General features: G+C 71.1%; 13 protein-coding genes. 6 read left to right on the top strand and 7 right to left on the bottom strand.

Annotated elements, in window-relative coordinates; genetic code table 11:
• Positions 1-104 precede the first annotated feature (104 nt).
• Complete coding sequence (locus tag FOF48_RS07535; protein ID WP_186001821.1) at positions 105-1,247, top strand: glycosyltransferase; 1,143 nt, start codon at positions 105-107, stop codon at positions 1,245-1,247.
• 14 nt (positions 1,248-1,261) lie between these two features.
• The gene (locus tag FOF48_RS07530) at positions 1,262-2,398 is read left to right on the top strand and encodes a glycosyltransferase family 4 protein (RefSeq protein ID WP_143899486.1); all 1,137 of its coding nucleotides are present in this window, start codon (positions 1,262-1,264) and stop codon (positions 2,396-2,398) included.
• A gap of 54 nt (positions 2,399-2,452) precedes the next feature.
• Here the strand turns inward: FOF48_RS07530 and FOF48_RS07525 are convergent, their stop codons facing one another.
• Positions 2,453-3,697, bottom strand: coding sequence for a glycosyltransferase family 4 protein (locus FOF48_RS07525; RefSeq protein WP_161664352.1), 1,245 nt, complete (start codon positions 3,695-3,697; stop codon positions 2,453-2,455).
• Positions 3,698-3,990: 293 nt separating this feature from the next.
• Between FOF48_RS07525 and FOF48_RS07520 the strand changes: the two genes are divergently transcribed.
• The 3 genes from FOF48_RS07520 (at position 3,991) to FOF48_RS07510 (ending at position 8,284) form a co-directional block, all read left to right on the top strand.
• Positions 3,991-5,811, top strand: a complete 1,821-nt coding sequence (locus FOF48_RS07520) for an aminopeptidase P family protein (RefSeq protein ID WP_143899484.1) — start codon at positions 3,991-3,993, stop codon at positions 5,809-5,811.
• Positions 5,812-5,981: 170 nt separating this feature from the next.
• Positions 5,982-6,308, top strand: a complete 327-nt coding sequence (locus tag FOF48_RS07515; RefSeq protein WP_143899483.1) for a hypothetical protein — start codon at positions 5,982-5,984, stop codon at positions 6,306-6,308.
• A gap of 431 nt (positions 6,309-6,739) precedes the next feature.
• Complete coding sequence (locus tag FOF48_RS07510) at positions 6,740-8,284, top strand: peptidoglycan-binding protein (protein ID WP_143899482.1); 1,545 nt, start codon at positions 6,740-6,742, stop codon at positions 8,282-8,284.
• Between the two features lie 61 nt (positions 8,285-8,345).
• Here the strand turns inward: FOF48_RS07510 and FOF48_RS07505 are convergent, their stop codons facing one another.
• The 3 genes from FOF48_RS07505 to FOF48_RS07495 form a co-directional block, all read right to left on the bottom strand.
• Positions 8,346-8,954 (bottom strand): TetR/AcrR family transcriptional regulator, encoded by a 609-nt coding sequence (locus tag FOF48_RS07505; protein WP_143899481.1) that lies wholly within the window; start codon positions 8,952-8,954, stop codon positions 8,346-8,348.
• Between the two features lie 88 nt (positions 8,955-9,042).
• Positions 9,043-10,236 (bottom strand): toxin-antitoxin system YwqK family antitoxin, encoded by a 1,194-nt coding sequence (locus tag FOF48_RS07500; protein ID WP_143899480.1) that lies wholly within the window; start codon positions 10,234-10,236, stop codon positions 9,043-9,045.
• Between the two features lie 124 nt (positions 10,237-10,360).
• Positions 10,361-11,590, bottom strand: a complete 1,230-nt coding sequence (locus FOF48_RS07495) for a S8 family peptidase (protein ID WP_143899479.1) — start codon at positions 11,588-11,590, stop codon at positions 10,361-10,363.
• Between the two features lie 162 nt (positions 11,591-11,752).
• Here FOF48_RS07495 and FOF48_RS07490 point away from each other — a divergent pair, with 162 nt between their 5' ends.
• The gene (locus tag FOF48_RS07490; RefSeq protein ID WP_143899478.1) at positions 11,753-12,421 is read left to right on the top strand and encodes an O-methyltransferase; all 669 of its coding nucleotides are present in this window, start codon (positions 11,753-11,755) and stop codon (positions 12,419-12,421) included.
• On the opposite strand, the gene FOF48_RS07485 is transcribed toward FOF48_RS07490, so the two are convergent.
• From FOF48_RS07485 to FOF48_RS07475, 3 genes are all read right to left on the bottom strand, one after another.
• Positions 12,411-13,325: a LysR family transcriptional regulator gene (locus FOF48_RS07485; protein WP_143899477.1), complete on the bottom strand. Its 915-nt coding sequence runs from the start codon at positions 13,323-13,325 to the stop codon at positions 12,411-12,413. The two genes, FOF48_RS07490 and FOF48_RS07485, sit on opposite strands and share 11 nt — an antisense overlap.
• A gap of 1,198 nt (positions 13,326-14,523) precedes the next feature.
• The gene (locus FOF48_RS07480; protein ID WP_143899476.1) at positions 14,524-15,195 is read right to left on the bottom strand and encodes an O-methyltransferase; all 672 of its coding nucleotides are present in this window, start codon (positions 15,193-15,195) and stop codon (positions 14,524-14,526) included.
• 83 nt (positions 15,196-15,278) lie between these two features.
• Positions 15,279-17,429 carry a M13 family metallopeptidase gene (locus FOF48_RS07475; RefSeq protein WP_143899475.1) on the bottom strand — a complete coding sequence of 717 codons (2,151 nt, stop codon included), beginning with the start codon at positions 17,427-17,429 and terminating at the stop codon, positions 15,279-15,281.
• Between the last annotated feature and the right edge of the window lie 398 nt (positions 17,430-17,827).

Genomic DNA, 17,827 nt, shown 5'->3' with positions numbered 1-17,827 from the left:
ACCGCGGGCTCCCGCGACGAGCTTCCACTGCAGGACACCGGCTGGAACGCGGGCTCTGGGAAGGGGTTGTAGGCACTGGGTGCATGCCTAGGTTGCATGCGTCCATGACGAACGCACCCCATCCGACAGCAGCTCGCCCGACTCGCGTGGCGCATGTGATGTACGGCCTGGAGATGGGGGGACTTGAACAGCTGGTGGTCCGGTTGTCACAGCACGGCCGCGCTCGGGGCATTGAGTCCGTGGTGCTGGCGCTGGGACCGGACGGCCCCGTGCGGGAGCTGCTCCAGCGCGCCCACGTGCCCACGGTGTGGCTGGGAGGGCTGGCGGGCATGACGCCCACGGTGATCCGCCGGCTGGTCCAGGAGGTGGATGCCTTTGGCGCGGACGTGGTCCACGGCCACGACGTGGGGCCCTGGCTCAACGCCGTCGCCACGCGGACCCTGCGCCCGCGCACGCCCGTGTTGGGGACCTTCCATCAGACCGTGGAACCGCGGGGCAAGCTGCGTCCCGCGGCCATGGCCGCCGCCGTCTTCACCCAGTCGCTGGTGGCCTGTGGCAGCGAGGTGCGCGCCAGCCTGGAGCGGTGGAGCCCGAAGCTGCTCACGCGCGTCGTCACCATCGAGAACGGCGTGCCGCTCGAGGTGGCCCTGGGCGCGGAGGCCCGGCGGACCGCGCGCGCGCGCCTGGGCGTTCCCAGGGACGCCACCGTGGTGGGCTACCTGGGCCGCCTCTCCGAGGAGAAGGGGCCGGACCTGCTGGTGGACGCCTTCCTGCGCCACTTCGCGGACACGCCGGACACGCACCTGGTGATGATTGGCCCCGGCCCGATGGAGGCCGAGCTGCGCGCCCGCGCCGCCGCGTCCCCGCTGGCCGGACGGATTCACTTCACCGGGGCCGTGCTGGAGGCCAGCCGGCTGCTGCCCGCGTTCGATGTCTATGTCCAGCCGTCGCGGCGCGAGGGCCGCTCGCTGTCGCTGCTGGAGGCGATGGCGGCGGGCCTGCCCACGGTGTCGCACGCCATCCCCGCCATCCACGAGGTGCACCGCGACGGCCGGACGTCGCTCCTGGTCGCGACCGGAGACGTGGACGCGCTCGGCGGGGCGGTGAAGCGCCTGGCTCGCGACGTGGAGCTGCGGATGCGCCTGGGGTCGGCCGCGAAGCTCGAGGCACAGCGCTTCTCGCTCTCCACCATGGTGGACCTGTACGCCGGGCTCTACCGGGGGGCCGTCGCTCGCGCCCAGGCGTGAGCGGGAGATCCACGGTGCCACACTCCATCCTCCTCCACGTGCGCAGCACCTGCGGCCTGTACGGCGCGGAGCGGGCCCTGCTGTCCCTGGCCGCGTCCACGCCGGACCCCTGGCGCGCGCAGGTGTGCAGCCTGGTTGCTCCCGGACGGGTGGACGTGCTGTCGGGCGCGGCGCGGGAAGAGGGCCTGGACACCCTGACGCTGGAGGTTCCCGGCCGGTTCAGCGCCATGGCCGTGGCCACGCTCGCCTCGGAGGTGCGCCGGCGCGGCGTGGGGCTGTTGCACGCGCATGACTACAAGTCGCTCACGCTGGCCGCGGCGGCGAGCGCGCTCGTCGGCGTGCCCCTGGTGGCGACGTACCACGGAGACACCGGCGCCACGCCCGCGCTCATCGCGTACGAGGGGCTGGCGCGCGTGCTGGGCAACTGCACCCGCGCGGTGGCGGCGGTGTCGCGCGAGCTGACCGCGCGCCTGCGCCGCTATGTGCGCCGCTCGCCGGTGGTCCACATCCCCAACGCGCTGCCGCTCGCGGACGTCTGCACGGAGGCGGAGCGCGTCCGGGCCCGCGAGGAGCTGGAGCTCGCGCCCGACGCGTCGGTGATCGCGCTGGTCGGGCGCCTGTCGATGGAGAAGGGGCCCCAGGTCCTCCTGGAGGCGATGCGGCGGCTGGCCCGGACGACCGGCGCCAGGGTGCCCACCCTGCTGCTGGTGGGGGACGGTCCTCTGCGTGCGTCGCTGGAGGCCCAGGCGCGCGGGCTGCCGGTGCGCTTCCTGGGGTTTCGTTCGGAGGTGCGGAGCGTGTACGCGGCGGCGGACGCGGTGGTGATGCCGTCCCTGCGGGAAGGCATGCCGCTGGTCGCGCTGGAGGCGATGGCGGTGGGACGGCCGTTGATCGCCTCCGGCGTCGGCGAGCTGCCCCACGTGCTGGGCACGGGGCGCGGCCTCGTCGTGCCTCCAGGCGACGCGGGCACGCTGGCCTCGGCGCTCGCGGGCCTGCTGGCCGCTCCCGGTTGGCGTGCCCGGATGGCCCGGGCCGCGCGAACGTACGGGGTGTCCCATCACGCACCGGAGCGGATGGCGCGGCGCTACATTGAAGCGCTCTACCTGCCAGCCCTGCTCGGCATGCCTGACGCGAGCGCGACGGCCGGGTAGGGCGGTGGCCTGACGGGGACCTCTCTCTCGGTCCGCCCGAATGCGGGAGGAGGCTCAAGAGACCTCTTCGCCCGGGGGCTTCTTGCCCCCCACCGCCACGGCCGGAGCGTTCTGGTAGAGCTCGCCCAGGCCCTCCGCGATGCCTTCCCACGCGAAGGCCTCCGCCATCCGGCGCGCGTTCCGCGAGAGCTTCAAGCACAGGTCGGGTTCATTGCGCAGCCTTCGCAGCGCGGCGGCGAACTCCTGCGCGGACTCGGCGAGCAGGACGTGCTGGCCCTCCACCATGGGCAGCCCCTCCACCGCGAGGCGCGTGGCCACCACGGGCACGCCCGCCGCCGCGGCCTCCAGCACCTTGAGGCGCGTCCCGCTGCCCGCGCGCAGGGGAATGGCCGTCGCCAACGCGCGCGCCAGGTGCGGCGCCACGGACGGCACCGAGCCCGTCACCACCAGCCGTTCGTTCTCCAGCGCGCGCACGGAGGCGGGAGGGCTGCGGCCCACCACCATGAGCTTGCCCGGCGCCAGCTCCGACGACACCAGCGGCCACACCTCGCGGGCCAGCCGCAGCACGGCGTCCTCGTTGGGCCACCAGTCCATGGAGCCCACGAAGACCAGGTCGTCGCCGGTGACCTCCCGGTGCTCGAACTCCGGCAGCTTCACGCCGTTGGGCACCACGTGCACCTGCCTCGCCCCCAGGGAGCGCAGCAGCGCGGCGTCCACGTTCGAGCACGCGAGCACGGAGTCCGCTTCGTTCACGCACTCGCGCTCCAGCCGCTCCAGGCGGCGGTACTGCCAGCGCAGGAGCGGGCGCAGCGGCGGCGCGCTCAGGGGCACCAGTCGGGCGAGCAGCTGGCTCTCCACGTTGTGCTCGTCGATGACGAGATGCGCGGAGGGGTTCAGCTCCCGCGCCAGCCGCAGCAGCTGCGCCATGTGCAGGTGGTCGAAGTGGATGATGTCGAAGGGGCCGCGCTCCTCCACCGCGCGGCGGAAGGACTCCCGCGCGCCCTGGCGCGTGAAGCGGATGTAGGTGAGCGGCGTGCCGTGAAAGAAGGCCCGGGTGCTGTGCAGCGTCTCCCGGGGCGCCACGCGCGGCGTGTCCACCAGGTGCAGATGTCGGGTGGGCACGCCCAACCCGGCCAGCCAGCGGGCGAAGCCCTCGGCGTCATTCCCAGGACGATTCAGCGCGAGCACATCCAGCGAGAAGCGCGAAGCCAGCGCGCGCATCAGCTCCAGCGTGCGCAGCGTTCCGCCCGTGTCCGAAGGCAGCGGTACGTAGGGAAGGACGGCGAGGACGCGTCGCACGGTGAAACTCACGCCTGCTTCAGGAGACGAGTGCCGCTCGCCGCGGGCTGCGCACCACGACCTCTGGCTTGGTAAGCACCCAGCGGCACGGGGCCCAGGGGCGCGGCGAGTTTCCCCCCCAACGGGCAACACATCCCGACCCCGGGAGGCCAGGTGATGGCGCATCGCGTCTTCCGAGCAACACCGGTCTTCCCAGCGGTCGATGCCCCGAGGGCGCCGGGGCTTCAGGGGCCTCGAAAAGCCGCGCTGTTTCCGGCATGAGGGGCGCACGGCGGAACGACGGAGGAGAAGCCATGGGCCTTGAGCAGACGCAGGGGGCCGCGGCGCGCGAGCGCATCGCGCGGCTGCGGCAGGTGATGCGGGAGCGCGACGTGGCGGCGGTCTGGGTACCGTCGAGTGATCCACACCTGTCCGAGTACGTGCCGGACCGCTGGAAGGCCCGCGAGTGGGTGTCCGGCTTCACGGGCTCCATGGGCACGCTGGTGGTGACGGCGGAGGACGCCGGCCTCTGGGTGGACAGCCGCTACTGGGAGCAGGCGGACGCGCAGCTGAAGGGGAGCGGCATCGCGACGGTGCGCACGTCGAACGCGCCCGGGCAGCCGCATCTGGAGTGGCTCGCGGCGAACGTGCCGCCAGGGCGGGCGGTGGCGGTGGATGGCGCGGTGCTGGGGCTGGGGCAGGCGCGGTCCGCGGCTTCGCTGCTCACGGCGAAGGGCGTGGTGCTGCGGACGGACCTGGACGTGGTGGCGGAGGCCTGGCCGGACCGGCCGCGGATGCCCTTCGCGCCCGTGTACGCGCACGAGCAGGCGGCGGGCTCGCGCGCGGACAAGCTCCAGGCGCTGCGCGCGGAGCTGGCCCGCGTGGGCGCGACGCACCACTTCATCTCCACGCTGGATGACATCGCGTGGTTGACGAACCTGCGCGGCGCCGACGTGGACTACAACCCGGTGTTCCTCGCGCATCTGCTGGTGGAGCCCGGGGGGGCGCGCCTGTTCATCACGGAGGGCAAGGTGCCGGACGCGCTGCGCGTGGCGCTGGAGGCGGACGGCATCACGCTCAGGCCGTACGACGAGGCGGCCCGGGCGCTGGGCGCGCTGCCGGCGGACGCGAAGCTCCTGGTGGACCCCCGGCGCGTGACGCATGGCCTGCGGCAGGCGGTGGCGGAGGGCGTGGCGGTGGTGGAGGCGCTCAACCCGTCGACGGTGGCCAAGTCGCGCAAGACGGCCGCGGAGCTCGAACACATCCGCGGCGCGATGGCGCAGGACGGCGCGGCGCTCTGCCACTTCTTCGCCTGGTTCGAGTCGGCGCTGGGCCGTGAGCCCATCACCGAGCTGACCATCGACGAGCGCCTCTCCGCGGAGCGGGCCCGCCGTCCGGGGTTCGTGTCGCTCAGCTTCGCGACCATCGCCGCGTTCAACGCGAACGGCGCGATGCCGCACTACCGGGCGACGCCGGAGTCCCACGCGACGGTGTGCACGCCGGGGCAGCCCGTGCAGGGCCTGCTGCTCATCGACTCGGGCGGGCAGTACACGACGGGCACCACGGACATCACGCGCGTGGTCCCGGTGGGGGAGCCCACGGCGGAGCAGCGGCGAGACTTCACGCTGGTATTGCAAGGGATGATCCACCTGTCCCAGGCCCACTTTCCCAGGGGCACGCGTTCGCCGGCCCTGGACGTGCTGGCGCGAGCGCCGCTGTGGGCGGAGGGGCTGGACTACGGCCACGGCACGGGCCACGGCGTGGGCTACTTCCTCAACGTCCACGAGGGGCCGCACGGCATCTCGCAGACGCTGCCCAACGAGCCGCACACGGCGCTGGAGCCGGGCATGGTGACGTCCAACGAGCCGGGCCTCTACCGGCCGGGGCGTTGGGGCATCCGCATCGAGAACCTCATCGCCACGGTGCCGGCGAAGTCGACGCCCTTCGGGGACTTCCTCCGCTTCGAGACGCTGACCCTGTGCCCCATCGACACGCGGCTGGTGGACCGGAGCCTGCTGTCCGCGGCGGAGGCGGACTGGCTCAATGCCTATCACGCCACCGTGCGCGAGCGGCTCCAGCCCCACGTCCAGGGCGCGGCGCGCGATTGGCTGATGCAGCGGACCGAGGCGATTTGAAGCGGCGCGCAGTCGCGTCCTCGGCGCCACCGTGAAAGGCACGCACCTCTGAACTCAGCAGGTGCGCGCCGCTCGACGAATGCCTTCCGCCACGCTGGACCTCCCTCCTTCCGCCTGGACATGCTGGGCCCCGGGGGCGGGTCCCCTGCCTTTGATTGGAAGGGATGCCCATGCGCGCTGCTCGAATGCTGTTGCCGCTCCTGGTGGTCCTCCCCCTCCTGGCGTGTGGCCGCAGCGGTGGCGTCGGGGACGCCTGTGGAGGAGGGGCCTGCTCCGACGGGCTCTCCTGCCAGAAGGGCTTCCCCAACGGCTTCTGCTCCCAGGCGTGCACCGCGGAAGGGGAGGGCGGCGGTTGCCCGGCGGAAACGCTGTGCACGCGCCAGTTTGACTCGCTGCTGTGCGCGCCTGTCTGTGCCTCCCAGTCCGACTGCCGGGTGAACTACGCCTGCAACGGGGTGAGCGGCACGAACGGGAAGGCCTGTCAGGTGCAGCCGTAGCGAGGCCGCGCCAGGTCCTTCCTGATGACGCGCCAGGCTCCGGGGAGTGCGCGCCGTGGAATGAAGGCCCTCACAAGGTGAAGGACTTCTTCGGCGTAGTGGTTTCCCACATCCCGGACCGCCTCGGGACCACCGCTCCAGACCTGTAGCAGTCCATCGGGCCTGTTCCTTTCCGGGGACAGGCCCTTTTTGCGCTCATCGTGTCTGGTTGGATTTTTGAAGTGAGCGCGGCGCGTCAGTGGGGTGAATCCAGACAGACTCCCGGGTCGACGTTGCCCAATTGTGACAAAGGCAAACATTCGAGCGATGTCTGGTTGGAAAATTACGTACAGGTTAAACTGTGAGATCTTTATTTCCAGATCTTCGCAACTCAATGAGAGGCGTTTGGATAATCGGGGCAGGAAACACAGCCTCCACCGAGGAATCCCCGAATGAGCCTCTCCGCGACCACGTCCCAGCGTACGAATTCCGTCTTCTCGAATCGTTCCCAGGGAGTGACGGCGAACGCGGTACTCAGCGGTTCGAACCCGAACGCCATCCTGTCGCAGTACAAGCCCACGGGCGCCTCCGCGCGCACGGCGGCGCAGGACGGCCTGCAGCCGGGCGTGGCCGCGTCGACGAAGATGGCGCAGACGGATCTGGCGCGGCTGCAGAAGTTCAAGGGCAACATCGAAGCGGCGGCGCAGAAGTACGGCCTGCCCCCGGCGCTGCTGGCGGCCATCGCCAGCCGTGAGTCGCGCGCGGGCGCGGCGCTGGACCGCAATGGCCGCGGCGACGGCGGCAACGGCTTTGGCGTGATGCAGGTGGACCGCCGCTACCACACGCCGAAGGGCACGCCCACCGGTCAGGAGCACATCAACCAGGCGGCGAGCATCCTCAAGGGCTTCGTCAACGACATCAAGAAGGCCCACCCGAACTGGTCCGAGGCGCAGCAGCTGCGCGGCGCGGTGGCGGCCTACAACTCCGGCCCCGGCAACGTGCGCACCCTCCAGAACATGGACGTGGGCACCACCGGCAATGACTATTCAAACGACGTGTGGGCGCGCGCCCAGGCGCTGGCGCCGCACTTCGGCGGCGCCGCGACGAACACGGCCACGACCGACACGGGCAACACGGCGCGGCCGGGGCGCACCACGGACAGCTTCGAGCCCGCGGCCGCGAACGCGAACGGGAAGAAGACGTGGACCTCCGCGCCCTCGCTGGAGCAGGTGAAGGCGGGCGGCCACAACCTGCGCGAGGGCATGCAGGGCGCGGCGGTGAAGCACGTCCAGCAGATGCTGGGCATCCCGGCGGACGGCAAGTACGGCCCCGTCACCAAGAAGGCCGTGGCGGACTTCCAGAAGGCGCACGGCCTGAAGCCGGGCACGGCGGAGGGGCAGGTGGGCCCCACCACGCTCCAGACGCTGGAGAAGTCCAACGGCCCCGGCAAGACGGACTCCACGAACAACAACGGCGCGGTGCTGGGCAACGGCGTCCGCATCAACACGAACGACCCCACGCTGAAGAAGCTGGCCACCGCGGCCCTGCGCAACGGCGAGACGGGCTACTGCGTGCGCACGACGCTGGACAACATGAGCCGGCTGGGCATCCCGAACACGCCGGGGGCGACGGGCAATGATCCGAACAACCCCCGCGGCGGCATGGCGCAGATGCTGCGCAAGGGCTGGGAGTCCATCCCCTTCCCGGGCGCCAAGCAGCAGACCATCAAGAGCCCCTACGGCAACGCGACCGCCAACGTGGTGTCCGCGGCCCAGTACAAGAAGCTGGTGGAGCAGGGGAAGGTGCCGGACGGCGCCATCATCTTCCAGTCGCGCCACGGCTGGGACTACAGCGGCGGGTCCAAGGGCAACGACATGGGCATCGTGCGCGACGGCGGCAAGACGACCCACAACTACAAGGACATGAGCTCCATCATCTATTCGGACTGCAAGGAGGTCGTCATCCTGGTCCCGAAGGGCGCCATCCAGCGCGACTGATGCGCTCCTGAACGCGGGTGTCCCTCCCAGGCCCGGTCCGCAGAGTCGGGCCGGGCTTTCTTCATGGGGACGCGGGCGGCGGACGCGGCGCGTCGTCCTTCACCAGCAGCTCCGCGCCCAGCTTCTTCGCCGCGTCCAGGAACTCGTCCCCCAGCTTCGTGCCGCGCACGGCGCGTGACAGGGACAGGGCGCCATACATGAGCGCGATGGCGGCCAGGGCCTTCTCCCGGCGCCGCGCCCCGGGCCCCAGCAGCTCCCCGAAGGACTGGACGAACTCCTGGAGCTCCGACTCCAGCGCGCCTCGGTAGGGCTCGCCCGCGCGCGACACCTCCGCGGTGATGCTGGGCAGGGGGCAGGTGGGCGTGACGCCGTCGCGGTGCTTGCGCGACAGGTAGCGCTCCATCACCTTCAGCGCGGGCGCCTCCGGCGCGTCCTCCTTCGCCTTGCGCAGGAGCACGTTCCACACCGCGCGGGCGGTGCCCCGAAGGGTCTCCGTGAACAGGTGCTCCTTCGAATCGAAGTGCCCGTAGAAGCCGCCCACGGTGAGCCCCGCCCCCTTCATCACGTCCAGGATGGAGCTGGCCTGGATGCCCCGCTCCACGAGCAGCGTGGCGGCGGACGCGAGGATGGCGTCGTGCGACTTCTGCTTCTGCTCCGTCTTCTGGGTCATGATGGATGATGGAAGTAATATTCCGACCATCATCGGTCAAGGGACCCCGGGGGGACGGCCCGGCCGGCCGCCCCCTCGCGGCGCGGGCCTACGGCTTCTTCTTGCGTGAGCCGTCCTCGTAGAAGGTGTCGTCCTCCACCAGGCCGCCGTCCGGGTTCCAGCGCTTGCGCGCGGTGACGCGGCCCTTGGCCCACTGCGAGTCCTCCACGAGGACGCCGTTCTCCGCCCACACCTGGCGCTGGCCCTCGGCGTCGCCCTGGACGTAGTGCTCGCGCGACTGGGGGCCGCCGTCGGGGAGGAAGGACTCCGTCAAGCCGTCGGGCACGAAGCGGCCCCGGCCGTCCTCCATGGCCAGGTTCTCGCGCTGGCGCAGCGAGCCGTCGTCCAAGAAGAGGGAGTCCACCGCGCGGGTGCCGGTCACGACGAACTCGCGCTTGCGCTCGCCGTTCTGGAAGTACTCCACGCGCTTCACCTTCTGGCGGTCCTTCCAGGTGGTGACCTGCTTCTTCGCGCCGTCGTTGAAGTACTCCGTCTCGTCGCCCTCCTGCTTGCCCTGGACGTAGGTCGTGGAGCGGCGGGCCGTTCCCTCGTAGAACTCCGTGCTCACGCCGTCGCGCAGGCCCGCGGCGAACGCGGTGGTGCCGGTGCGCTGGCCCTTCGAATCGAAGGACTCCGTCACCCCCTGGCGCAGCCCGTCCTTCAAGGGGATGACGGCGCGCTTCTGGCCATTCGGGTGGAAGAACACGAGCGGCGAGGGCCCCTTCCAGGGGCAGTCCTTCGTGCCCGCCTCGCGCGAGGTCTGGAGGCCGCAGCCCGCGCTCGTCAGCCGCCCGGTGTCGTCGTAGTCCGCGAAGCTGCTCCGGGCGTCGTCCGGTTGCCGGTCCACGCGCCGGGACACCTTGCCGTTGGGGTGGTAGCGAAGCTCCTCGCCCCGGGCGTTGTCATCCACGTACTGGGCGGTCTCCACCAGCCGGCCTTCTTCGTAGCGCTTGAAGCCGCCCTGCCGCTTGCCGGCGCGGTACTCCTGCTCCACGGCGCGGCCGCCGGGCCAGCGGCGCACCTCCCAGCCGTCCTGCTTGCCGTTCTTGAACGAGACGGTGTGCGTCTCCTCCTTCGTGTCCCGGTCCAGGCAGCGCACGGTGCCGGTGAGGGTGGCGGTGGAGCTGCCATTGTCCAGGTTGATGGGCTTGCCCTGGAACGAGCAGTCCGCGATGGCCCACGCGGGCGCGGAGAGCAGGGGCACGGACAGCAGCAGGAGACGCATCACGGGAGGCGCGCGCATGGAGGGTCCACGAGGTGGGGAGGCCGGAGGTTCCCGTCCACCCTAGCCCCGGCGCCCGCGCCCTGGAACGGCTCCCGGGCCCACGCCCGCCATGTGCATGGCGAGGGGGCCCGGGAGGGGAGGCTCAGCGCGAGGCGACGGCGGGGGATTCCGGCTGGGGCTCCACGGTGGCCTTCGCGGCGGCGATGGCGGCGTTGATGTCCAGCTTGCCTCCGGTGATGACCTTGCCCTTGAGGTCCGGGTCCTGCTCCACGGTCTTCAGGATGAGGTCGCGCACCTGCACGGCGGTCAGGTCCGGGTTCTCCGCGAACATGCGCGCGGCGGTGCCGGCCACCGTGGGCGTGGCCATGGAGGTGCCGCTCATCTCCTCCCAGTCGTTGCCGGGGACGGTGCTGAGCACGTCCTCGCCCACCGCGGCCAGGTCCACCACCTTGTCGCCGTGCGACGAGAAGCGGGCCAGCTTGTCGTTGTTCCGGTCCATGGACGCCACGGTGATGACGTTGGGCAGGTCCACGTTGGCGGGCATGTCCGGCACCTTGTTCATGTTGCTGCCGTTGCCGTTGGCCGTGGCCGCGACCAGCAGGATGTCCGCGTCCGCCAGCTTCTGGATGGCGGCCGTCCAGCGCTTCTGCGACGCGGCGTCGCGGTAGGAGTCGCCGAAGCTCGCGTTGGCGGCGCGGATGTTCACGCCGTGCTCGGTCTTCATCTTCACCAGGTAGTCCACCGAGCGCTCGAAGTTGGTCAGCAGGTCCGCGCCGTCGTACAGGCCGCCCACGCTGAGGATCTTCGCCTTGCCGGCCGCGATGCCGGTGTTGCCCTCGCCGTTGTCCTCGGCGGCGATGATGCCCGCCACGTGCGTGCCGTGGTCGGTGCCCTCGCCCTTGAAGGGGTCGCCCTTGCCGGTGCCCACGTTGAAGCCGTGGATGTCGTCCGCGATGCCGTTGCCGTCGTTGTCGATGCCGTCCCCGTCAATCTCCCCGGGGTTCGTCCACATCGAGTCATCCAGGTCGGTGTGCTTGTAGTCCACGCCGCCGTCGATGACCGCGATGACCGGCTCGCCCGTCAGCTTGGGCTTCGGCTGGGATGGGTCCACCTTCTTCGCGTCGAGGACCTTGTTCGCGTCCGGCTTCACCGCGACGTTGGAGCTCCCGAAGGTGAAGGCGGACGCCGGGACGCTGGCGCCCGGAGGCGTGGGGCGGCCCGTCGGGCGGTCCACGAAGTTGCCGGGGCGCGCGCCCTTGTTCTCGAAGCCGTCACGCACCGTCAGGGGCTTCGCCTTGGGCGCCTCCGCGCGGGAGGTCTCCGAGCGGGCGGTAGGGGCGATGGAGGCGGGCGACTTGCGGTTGATTTCCATGGTGTTCCTCCGGGGGGCTGCGGAACAGACCTACGACCTCCTACATTGTCGCAGCGCGCCACCGAAAGTTTCGTCGCGATGGTTTTTCCCGAGCGCCCCGGGCGGACGGGTGGGTGGGGTGGGCGTTAGAGACGGTCCATTTCCAGGTTCCAAGGAGGACGCATGAGCCAGGAGCAGTGGACCGCCATCGACCGCTACATCACCGACCACATGGTGGCGCCGGACGCGGCGCTGGACGCGGCGCTGGAGGCGAGCGCCAGGGCGGGGTTGCCCGCCATCAACGTGGCGCCGAACCAGGGGAAGCTGTTGATGCTGCTCGCGAGGATGCACGGCGCCCGGCGCATCCTGGAGGTGGGCACGCTGGGGGGCTACAGCACGCTGTGGCTCGCGAGGGCGCTGCCGCCCGGGGGCCGCATCGTCACGTTGGAGGCGATGCCGAAGCACGCGGAGGTCGCCCGGGAGAACATCGCCCGCGCGGGCCTGTCCGACGTGGTGGAGGTCCGCGTGGGCAGCGCCCTGGACACGCTGCCCCAACTGGAGAAGGAGGGACAGGGGCCGTTCGACCTGACCTTCATCGACGCGGACAAGGTGAACACGGCGGCGTACTTCGCGTGGGCGCTGAAGCTGTCGCGCAAGGGCAGCGTCATCCTCACCGACAACGTGGTGCGCAAGGGCGGCATCGTGGACGCGGCCAGCACCGACGCGAACGTCCAGGGCATGCGCCGCTTCTACGAAGCCGTGGCCGCGGAGCCCCGGGTGACGGCCACCGCCGTGCAGACGGTGGGTAGCAAGGGCCACGATGGCTTCAGCCTCGCGCTCGTCACGGGCTGAGGAGGCGGCGCGGTTCGTCGCAGAGCGCCTTCACGGTCCGGCGCAGCCAGACGTGCGCGGGATCGCGGTCGAAGCGGGGATGCCACACCTGCGCGACGACGATGGGGGACAGCGGCAGGGGCACGGGCCGCTCCCTGACGGGCATCAGCGTGGAGACGGCGCGCGCGAACCCGCCGTTGACCACGGCCAGGGCCCCGGTCCGCGCGACGAGGGCCGCCGCGGCGAGCAGGTTGGGCACCACGGCCGTCACCCGGCGTTCATGGCCGTGCTCCTCCAGCACGGCGTCCAGGGGCGTGCGCAGCCGGCCCCGCCGCGACACCACGACATGCTCCGCGCGGGCGAAGCGCTCCAGCGTCATCCGCCCCTTCGCGAGCGCAGACGCGCGCCCCACCAGGCAGACGGAGGGCTCCTCGCCCAGCCGCTGCACGCGGATCTCCGGGCCCAGCGCGCCCTGCACGCCGATGTCCAGGTCCACCTCGCCGTCGCGCAGGGACTCCACGTCCTCCGTGCCCTCCGCCACGAAGCGCAGCGTGAGGCCCGGGGCCTCTTCGCGTGCCCGCTGGTAGAGCGCATTGCCCAGCAGCGGGATGACGCCGTCGTTCACCCGCAGCGTCAGCGTGCGCGTCAGGCGCTCCGGCGCGGTGGGCGTCCCGGGAGAGAGCAGCGCCGTGGCGTCCCGCACCACGGCGCGCACCTGTTCCCGCAGGGCCAGGGCGCGGGGCGTGGGCACCAGTCCCTGGCCCGCGCGCACCAGCACGGGGTCCCCCAGGGCGGTCCGGATGCGCGTGAGCGTGCGGCTCATGGCCGGCGCGCTCAGGTTCAGCCGTTCAGCGGCGCGCGCCACGCTGCCCTCGCGCAGGAGGGCATCGAGCGCCACGAGCAGGTTGAGGTCCAGGTCCGCCATCGGCCCCATCCTAATCGTGGGGGCTTCACGGGGCGCGCACGGCGAAGAGGCAGTCGTCGTCCTCCCAGGACAGGGCCACCACCGCGCGGACGGTGGGCAGCAAGGGCCACGACGGCTTCAGCCTCGCGCTCGTCGTGAGCTGAGGAGCGGCGCGGTTCGCGGCGGAGCGCCTTCACGGACCGGAGCGGTCGGACGTGCGCGGGAGCGCGGTCGAAGCGGGGATGACACACCTGCGCGGCGACGATGGGGAGCGGCGGTAGGGGCTCGGGCTTCTCCCTGAGGGGCATCCGCGTGGGGACGGCGCGCGAACCCGCCGTGGGCCGCCACGACGAGCAGGTTGGGCACCACCGCCGTCACCCGGTGTTCGTGGCCATGCTCCTCCAGCACGGCGTTCAGCGGCGTGCGCAGCCGGCCCTCCGCGATACCACGACATGTCCGGCGCGGGCGAGGCGCTCCAGGGCTTCGGATGAGCGTGCGCGGAGGTCTCCAGGGATTTTTTGGGACGTCGTCGGGCCCGTTCCCTCTTTCTCCTCGAGTGCATGGGCAGCCTGGCCCGGCGGATCGTTGTGCGCATCCCATGCACGCCCATCACGCAGTGGCCGGGTCCTGGATGGGCACCGCCGTGATTCAGCCTTGCGTGAGGGCGGCTCTGGCCCAGCCCCACGGGAGTCGACGACGGGGGCGGAATTGTCATCCCAAATGAAGCGAGCGTTCTTTTCCCATAGGGAGGTTGCGACATGGACAGGCGGATGAAGTTGTTGGCGATGCTTGGAACGGTGCTCTTCGCGGCAGGGTGCGGTCCCGATGCGGCAGCGGACACGGACGAAGCGGGCGGCCCTGTTGAGGCCGCTTCCGCGTGTACGGACGCATGCAACCGAAAGTACGCGACGTGCACCAGTCGCTGTCCAAGCTCGGGTGCTGCCGGTGTCACGTGTACCGTGGCCTGTGCATCAGCGAAAATCAGCTGCACGGCAGGTTGCAGCTCCGTCACGGCCGACGCAGAGCGGGAATAGTCCCTCTCCGTGCCGTCGCGTCGTGGAGTCGTGGACGGCGCCCGGGACTGTCTCTCCTCGAGCAATGCCTTGCGGATGGCGAGCCTGGTTCACGCGTCTCGCGGCCCTCGTGTGGGAGGGCAGCGAGCGCCACGAGCAGGTCGAGGTCCAGGTCCGCCATGGGCCTCATCCCAGCCGTGGGGCCTTCACCCGACGCGCACGGCGAAGAGGCAGTCGTCGTCCTCCCAGGGCAGGGCCACCGGGATGTAGCCGTGCTCCGGCCGCGCGACGTGGGCCGCGAAGTCCGGGCTCATCCGCACGTTGTCCGCGACCAGGATGGCGCCGGGGCCAAGCCTGGGCTCCAGCAACCGGAGCAGCGGCAGGTAGAGCGGCTTGGCGCCGTCGAAGAGCACCAGGTCGATGCCGTCCGGCACGTCGTGGCGCAGCGTCTCCAGCGCGTCGCCCTCGCGGAACTCCACCAGGTCCACGAGCCCCGCGCGGGTGAGGTGCTCCTTCGCGCGGCGCACCTTCGCGGGTTCGTACTCCGTGGTGATGAGGCGCCCGCCACCGCTGTCGCGCAGCGCCGCCGCGAGGTGGAGGGTGGAGAGGCCGAACGACGTGCCGAACTCCACCACCGTCCTCGCGCGCCGCGCGAGGGTGAGCGCGTAGAGCAGCCGGCCCAGCTCCTCCGACACCGGCAGGTAGGCCTCCGCGACGCTGGCGTAGAAGGCGCGCGGGTCGCGGTGCAGCGCGTCCGCCCGCGCCTCGGGAGAGAGGGCGCTGAAGGGCGCGAGCACGGCGGCGTCCGTCTTGCGCGCGTCGGCGAAGAGGTGGGTGAGCAGGGTGGCGACGGGGGGCGAGTGCAGGGTCGAGGTCATGCCCTCACCGTGCGCCCGCGCCTGCTCCGGCACCAGTGCACCGGACGCACGGCCTTCGTGCGCCCGGTGCAGGTGGAGCGGGACTACCAGACCTTCACGCGCTTCTCCGGCGTGAGGAAGAGGCCCTGGCCGGGCTTCACGTCGAAGGCGGGGTACCACGCGTCCAGGTTGCGCACGGTGGCCGCGCGGTACATGCCCGGCGAGTGACCATCCGTCACGAGCAGCCGGCGCAGCAGCGGCTCCCGGAACTTGTTGCGCCACACCTGGGCGAAGCCCAGGAAGAAGCGCTGCTCGCCCGTGAAGCCGTCCAGCGTGGGGGCGGGCTGGCCGGCGAGCGACATCACGTACGCGTCGTGCGCGATGGAGACACCGGCCACGTCGGCGATGTTCTCACCGAGCGTCAGCTCGCCGTTCACGTTCATGTCCGGCAGGGGCTTGTAGGCGTCGAACTGGGCGGCCAGCGCCTGCCCCGCGGCCTTGAACTGCGCCAGGTCCTTGGGCGTCCACCAGTTGGACAGCTTGCCCTTCGCGTCGAACTGCGCGCCCACGTCATCGAAGCTGTGGACGATTTCATGGCCGATGACGGAGCCGATGCCGCCGTAGTTCACGGCCGGATCCGCGTTCGGATCGAAGAAGGGCGGCTGGAGGATGGCGGCCGGGAAGATGATGGAGTTCTGCTGCGGCGAGTTGAGCGCGTTGACCTCCTGCGGCGTCATGAACCACTCCAGCCGGTCCACGGGCTTGCCCAGCTTGGCGACGTTGCGGTGGTGCTCGAAGAGGCTGGCGCGCTCTGCGTTGCCGAAGGCGTCCCCCTGGATGACCTCCAGCGCGGAGTAGTCGAGCCACGTCTCCGGATGCCCGATGCCCACCTGCACCGTGCCCAGCTTCTCCTTGGCGCGGGCCTTGGTCTCCGGCGACATCCACTCCAGCGCGTCGATGTGGCGGCCCAGCGCGGCCAGGATGTTGCGCACCATCACGTCCGCCTCGGCCTTGGCCTCCGGCGGGAAGTGCTTCGCCACGTAGCGCTTGCCCACGGCCTCGCCCATGGCGCCGTTGGTGAAGTCCACGCCGCGCTTCCAGCGCTCGCGCAGCTGCTGCGCGCCGGACAGCGTCTTGCCGCTGAAGTCGAAGCTGGTGTCCACGAAGGCCTTCGACAGGAACGGCGCGCCGCGCATGATGGCGTGGAAGGCGAGGTAGTCCTTCCACACCGGCAGCGGCTCGCTGCCCACGAGCTTCGCGATGCCGGTGATGGCGCTGGGCTGCCAGACGATGAAGTCCTTCTGGGGCGCGAGGCCCGCGCTCGCGAAGTACGCCGTCCAGTCCAGCCCGGGCGCCTTGCGCGCGAAGTCCGCCTGCTTCCAGGGGTTGTTCACCTTGGCCACGTCCTGCGTGTCCTGCGCGGCCCAGTGGACCTTGGCGATCTTCACCTCCAGGCCGTAGATGGCGCGCGCCTTCGCGTCGGCGTCGGCGATGCCCGCGTTCTTCAGCTGCGCGGCGATGTGCTGCTGGTACTTCTCCCGCACCTCTTTGAAGCGCGGCGTGTCCTTCAGGTAGAAGTCGCGGTCCGGCAGGCCCAGGCCGCCCTGGAGGATGTAGGCGGCATAGCGGCTGGGGTCGTTCAGGTCCTCCGCCACCCAGAGGCCCAGCAGGCGCTCCGTGGTGCTCTGCCCGGTGTTGAGCGGATCCACGTCGCTGCGCAGGGTGGTGCCCAGCAGCGTGGCCAGGTCCTTGCGGTTGGCGACGGCGGCGATGGCGTCCAGCCGCGGCTTGAGCGGGGTCGCGCCGCGGGCCTCGATGGTGGCCTCGTCCATGAAGCTGGCGTAGTAGTCACCCAGCTTGCGGTCCTCGGTGCCGGGGGCGGCGTCCGACTGCGCGGCGGCCTCCAGCAGCGCGCGCGTCTGCTGAGAAGCGTCCTCGGCCAGCCGCGTGAACATGCCGTAGGCGGAGCGGTCGGGAGGGATCTCCGTGGTGTCCACCCACTTGCCGTTGACGTAGCGGTAGAAGTCGTCGCCCGGCGCCACGGAGGTGTCCATGCCCGGCGTGTCGACGCCGAAGGTCCCGAAGTAGGGCTTGGGCTGGGGCGCGGGCGCCGGGGCTGGGGTGGTGGCGGCCTGCGTCGGCGGCGGGGTCTTCTCCGCGGTCGCGGAGGACGCGCATGCGGTGATGAGCGCGGACGCGCAGACGCCGAACGTCATGCGCGCGGCGCCAAACGGCGGTCTGGAACGAAACGACATGGAGACTCCTGGATGGGCCCGAACGGGGTGACGTACTCTGGCGCACACGGGCGCGTCGCCAACAGCACAAACGCGGGTTTCATCCCGGTCATTGCGTTCCGCCCGCGTTCCCTGCCGCGGCGCTTCCACGGAGGTGCAGCGCTCCAGGCCCCGTGGGACCGGACGGACGGACCGCGGGGCCTGGACCCGGGGCTCCGGCAATCACAGCCGGCGGCTCACCGGACGGGGTCGCCCTTGAACAGACATGGAAGCGCCGACCGCACACCCGCAAGGTGGACGGAGAAGTCATGATTTGAATGAAGTGCTTTTAATTCGTGTCTGTCCGTTGACTGGAAAATCAACCCATCCCTATCGTGTTCGCGCCTTCCTCCCCCAGCCGCCTCCGAGGTGCGTCAATG

Origin of the sequence: Corallococcus sp. Z5C101001 (assembly GCF_007352635.1) — a bacterium.
GTDB classification, from domain to species: domain Bacteria; phylum Myxococcota; class Myxococcia; order Myxococcales; family Myxococcaceae; genus Corallococcus; species Corallococcus silvisoli.
This window is presented reverse-complemented; position numbering and strand designations above follow the sequence as displayed.

Coding starts and splice junctions, on each gene's coding strand:
- FOF48_RS07535 (WP_186001821.1), top strand. CDS start 105: ATGACGAACGCACCCCATCCGACAGCAGCTCGCCCGACTCGCGTGGCG.
- FOF48_RS07520 (WP_143899484.1), top strand. CDS start 3,991: ATGGGCCTTGAGCAGACGCAGGGGGCCGCGGCGCGCGAGCGCATCGCG.
- FOF48_RS07515 (WP_143899483.1), top strand. CDS start 5,982: ATGCGCGCTGCTCGAATGCTGTTGCCGCTCCTGGTGGTCCTCCCCCTC.
- FOF48_RS07510 (WP_143899482.1), top strand. CDS start 6,740: ATGAGCCTCTCCGCGACCACGTCCCAGCGTACGAATTCCGTCTTCTCG.
- FOF48_RS07505 (WP_143899481.1), bottom strand. CDS start 8,954: ATGACCCAGAAGACGGAGCAGAAGCAGAAGTCGCACGACGCCATCCTC.
- FOF48_RS07500 (WP_143899480.1), bottom strand. CDS start 10,236: ATGCGCGCGCCTCCCGTGATGCGTCTCCTGCTGCTGTCCGTGCCCCTG.
- FOF48_RS07495 (WP_143899479.1), bottom strand. CDS start 11,590: ATGGAAATCAACCGCAAGTCGCCCGCCTCCATCGCCCCTACCGCCCGC.
- FOF48_RS07490 (WP_143899478.1), top strand. CDS start 11,753: ATGAGCCAGGAGCAGTGGACCGCCATCGACCGCTACATCACCGACCAC.
- FOF48_RS07485 (WP_143899477.1), bottom strand. CDS start 13,325: ATGGCGGACCTGGACCTCAACCTGCTCGTGGCGCTCGATGCCCTCCTG.
- FOF48_RS07480 (WP_143899476.1), bottom strand. CDS start 15,195: ATGACCTCGACCCTGCACTCGCCCCCCGTCGCCACCCTGCTCACCCAC.
- FOF48_RS07475 (WP_143899475.1), bottom strand. CDS start 17,429: ATGTCGTTTCGTTCCAGACCGCCGTTTGGCGCCGCGCGCATGACGTTC.